The sequence below is a fragment of the Peribacillus folii genome (assembly GCF_030271255.1).
Taxonomy (GTDB): domain Bacteria; phylum Bacillota; class Bacilli; order Bacillales; family DSM-1321; genus Peribacillus.
This window is the reverse complement of sequence record NZ_JASJOM010000040.1, coordinates 1-305: the sequence shown is the minus strand read 5'-3', so window position 1 is coordinate 305 and position 305 is coordinate 1. Positions and strand designations below refer to the sequence as shown.

2 tRNA genes are annotated in these 305 nt (G+C 47.5%); both read right to left on the bottom strand.

Annotated elements, in window-relative coordinates:
- Positions 1 to 75 precede the first annotated feature (75 nt).
- Positions 76 to 151: transfer RNA gene (locus QNI08_RS22450), tRNA-Ala, on the bottom strand.
- 10 nt (positions 152 to 161) lie between these two features.
- A tRNA-Ile gene (locus QNI08_RS22445) sits at positions 162 to 238 on the bottom strand.
- Positions 239 to 305: the final 67 nt, after the last annotated feature.

Sequence of the window (305 nt, the reverse complement as noted above, 5' to 3'; positions counted from 1 at the left end):
AAAAATTAATTGCCTTCAATCTATTATCTAGTTTTCAAGGAACAAGCTGTCCCAATCACATCGTGATTGATTCATTGGTGGAGCCTAGCGGGATCGAACCGCTGACCTCCTGCGTGCAAGGCAGGCGCTCTCCCAGCTGAGCTAAGGCCCCGTAAATGGAATGGTGGGCCTAAATGGACTCGAACCATCGACCTCACGCTTATCAGGCGTGCGCTCTAACCAGCTGAGCTATAGGCCCATTCACATAAATAATAAGCTTCTGCTTCCCAAGCTTATCGCGGGATTGCTATTTAATTGAATGATTC